3 protein-coding genes are annotated in these 3,288 nt (G+C 72.1%); 1 reads left to right on the top strand and 2 read right to left on the bottom strand.

Annotated features, from left to right (window positions below):
• Window positions 1-36 precede the first annotated feature (36 nt).
• Both BZL64_RS36740 and BZL64_RS36735 read right to left on the bottom strand, forming a co-directional pair.
• Window positions 37-927 carry an NAD(+)/NADH kinase gene (locus BZL64_RS36740; protein ID WP_086773348.1) on the bottom strand — a complete coding sequence of 297 codons (891 nt, stop codon included), beginning with the start codon at window positions 925-927 and terminating at the stop codon, window positions 37-39.
• On the bottom strand, window positions 924-1,922 hold the full coding sequence (locus BZL64_RS36735) for an SPFH domain-containing protein (protein ID WP_086773347.1): 999 nt from the start codon (window positions 1,920-1,922) through the stop codon (window positions 924-926). The genes BZL64_RS36740 and BZL64_RS36735 overlap by 4 nt, the downstream gene beginning before the upstream one ends.
• Before the next feature lie 154 nt (window positions 1,923-2,076).
• On the opposite strand from BZL64_RS36735, the gene BZL64_RS36730 reads away from it, so the two are divergent.
• The coding region (locus BZL64_RS36730; RefSeq protein ID WP_086773346.1) for an arginine deiminase at window positions 2,077-3,288 on the top strand (1,212 nt) is incomplete at its 3' end.

Here is a 3,288-nt window from a genome sequence, read left to right as displayed (position 1 = left end):
GGGACGGGAAGGGGCGGCGGGGGCGAAGAAACCGGCTCAGCCCACCAGCCGAAGCCGCTCCCCGCACACCCCCACCGTCACCCGCTGACCCCACGTCAGCTCCACCGCGTCACTTTCGATGCCGTCGCCGAAGGCGATCAGGCGTTCCGACTCGACGGTCAGGGTCAGCCGGGCGCCGGCCGCGAGTTCGCCCGCGACCAGCGAGGTTCCCGTGGCCGGGGACGGCCAGGCTTCCCGGACGAACCACAGGAGCCGCTGCTCGGACGGGCCCGGCAGGAGCGGGACGTCCCCGCCCCGCTCCTGCCACACCGACCGGATCCAGCCGGTGGCCCCCGTGCCGGTGCCGACGAGCACCCCGGAGGAGGCCTGGGCCTCGGCGGCACCCCCGTCGCCGTCGAGGCCCAGGCGGTACCGGGCGGTCTGGTGGCCGGCCGCGCCGAGGTAGATCTCGTTGAGGGCGACCAGCCGCTGGGTGTCGTCGGCGACGGCCTCCACCATGGTCAGTTCCTCGACGCCCGCGGTGGCGGCGAGCAGCGCCCCGGCGTCCGCGGGCCGGTGCCGGACCAGGACGCCCGGGTTGCGGCCGGGGTCCGTGTCGATGCCCACCACCGGCTGACCCGCGAGGTATTTGGCGACGTTGGCCACCAGCCCGTCCTGGCCGACCACGACCACCACGTCCTCGGGCGCGAACAGGAACCGGTCCAAGTCGCCGCGCTCCACCCGCGTCTGACGCCAGGTCAGCGGGATGGCCGCCGTCACCTCGGCCAGTGCGCGACGGGTGCGGCGGTGGCGTTCGGCGATCTCCTCGATGTCGCGGCCCCGCGAGGAGAGGAAGAAGGCGGCCTGGCCGTGCGTGCCGTGCCGGGCCACCAACTCCTCGTACTCCGTGGTGCGGTGGACCAGCACGGCCCGCGGGGCGAGACTCACTCCGAGGCTCCCAGCTTGGCCAGCAGCCCCGTCAGCACGTCCGGGGAGACGGTCAGGCTGTCGATGCGCGGCAGGTTCTCCGCGAGCCGGGTGCCGGTGAGGGCGTGCAGGGTGCTCACGTCGACGTCCGCGTGCACCCGGAGCCAGGCCGCCTGGGCCTGCGCCCGCGCCTCGCCCACTTCGCGCGCGGCCTCCGCCTCGGCGCGGGCGAGCCGTACCGTCCGGGTGGCCTCCGCCTCGGCGCGGACCTTGTCGGCCGCCGCGTTCTCCTCGGCCTCGCGGCGGGCGTTCGTACCGCGCTGGTCGACGAGCTGCTCCTCGCGCCGGGCGAGTTCGATCTTGCTGGCGAGTTCGTTCTCGGCGATGGTCCGCTCCCGCTCGACGGCCACCGCCCGCCGCTCGTATGTCGCCCGGTCGGCCTCCTGCTGGATCTGCTCGCGCGCCGGGGTGCGCAGGGCCCGCTCCACCTCGGGCTCCGGCCGCAGCGCCACCACGCGTACGGCGACGATCTCGATGCCGGTGTCGGGCAGCCGGGGCTCCGCCGCCAGCCCGGCCGCGACCCGCTCGCGCACCGACGTCACCCCGTCGACCAGCGCCTCCGCCAGCGGCGTACGGGCGAGCACGTCGAGCGCGTGCTGCTGGGCCGTCTCGGTCAGCAGGGTGCCGAGCTGCTCCAGAGGGGCTCCACGCCAGGCGCCGGTGTCCGGGTCGATCGAGAAGTCGAGGCGGGCGGCGGCGACGGCGGGGTCGCTGACCCGGTAGGTCACGGTGGCCTGTACGGCGACGTCCTGGAAGTCGGCCGTACGGGCGTGGAAGGTCATGGCCAGCTCGCGGTCGTCCACCGGGACTTCGGAGAGCGCGGCGGTCAGCGAGCGGAACCAGAAGCTGAGTCCGGGACCGTCGTGCACCAGGGTGCCGGAGCGGTGGTGGCGGATGTGTGCCGTCGGGGCGCCCCGCAGGTGGCGCCAGCCCAGGCGCCGGGTGATGTCGGCCACGGGGTCCCCTCGTTTCGAACCATTGTCGTCACCGAGACGATAATGGAGAGATCCGCTTGTCGTCAAGGGGACGAGAACAAGGGGACGAGAACAAGGTCGGGCGGAATCCGGCCAGGAGCGGGTGAAGGCGGGTTCCGATGGTCAGGATGGAGACATGGGATTCCATGTCGACTCCGAGGCCGGGCGGCTGAGCCGCGTCATCCTGCACCGGCCGGATCTCGAGCTCAAAAGGCTCACCCCCAGCAACAAGGACGCGCTCCTCTTCGACGACCTGCTCTGGGTGCGCCGGGCACGCGCGGAGCACGACGGCTTCGCGGACGTCCTGCGCGACCGCGGTGTCGCCGTCCACCTCTTCGGCGATCTGCTCACCGAGGCCCTGGAGATCCCGGCGGCCCGAGCACTCGTCCTGGACAGGGTCTTCGACGAGAAGGAGTACGGCGTCCTCGCCACCGACCATCTCCGAGCCGCCTTCGAGAACCTGCCCGCACCCGAACTGGCCGAGGTCCTCGTCGGCGGCATGACCAAGAGGGAGTTCCTCGACGCGCACCCGGAGCCGACCTCCGTGCGCTTCCACGTCATGGAGCTGGACGACTTCCTGCTCGGCCCCCTCCCCAACCACCTCTTCACCCGTGACACCTCCGCCTGGATCTACGACGGCGTCTCCATCAACGCGATGCGCTGGCCGGCCCGGCAGCGCGAGACCGTGCACTTCGAGGCGATCTACCGCTACCACCCCCTCTTCCGCGCGGAAACGTTCCACCTCTGGTCGGAGGGTCAGGCCGACTACCCGTCCACCATCGAGGGCGGGGACGTCCTCGTCATCGGCAACGGTGCCGTCCTCATCGGTATGAGCGAGCGCACCACCCCCCAGGCCGTCGAGATGCTCGCCCACAAGCTGTTCGCGGCGGGCTCGGCCACCACGATCGTCGCCCTCGACATGCCGAAGCGGCGTGCCTTCATGCACCTCGACACCGTGATGACGATGGTCGACGGCGACGTCTTCACCCAGTACGCGGGCCTCGGCATGCTCCGCTCGTACACCATCGAACCGGGTGTCGGCGAGAAGGAACTCAAGGTCACCGACCACCCGCCGGAGCACATGCACCGCGCGATCGCCGCCGCCCTGGGGCTCAGCGAGATCCGCGTGCTGACCGCCACCCAGGACGTGCACGCCGCCGAACGCGAGCAGTGGGACGACGGCTGCAACGTCCTGGCGGTCGAGCCGGGCGTCGTCGTCGCCTACGAACGCAACGCCACCACCAACACGCATCTGCGCAAGCAGGGCATCGAGGTCATAGAGATCCCGGGCAGTGAGCTGGGCCGGGGGAGGGGCGGGCCGCGCTGCATGAGCTGTCCGGTGGAGCGG

Source organism: Streptomyces bobili, from assembly GCF_002154575.1.
Classification (GTDB): Bacteria; Actinomycetota; Actinomycetes; order Streptomycetales; family Streptomycetaceae; genus Streptomyces; species Streptomyces bobili.
This window is presented reverse-complemented; position numbering and strand designations above follow the sequence as displayed.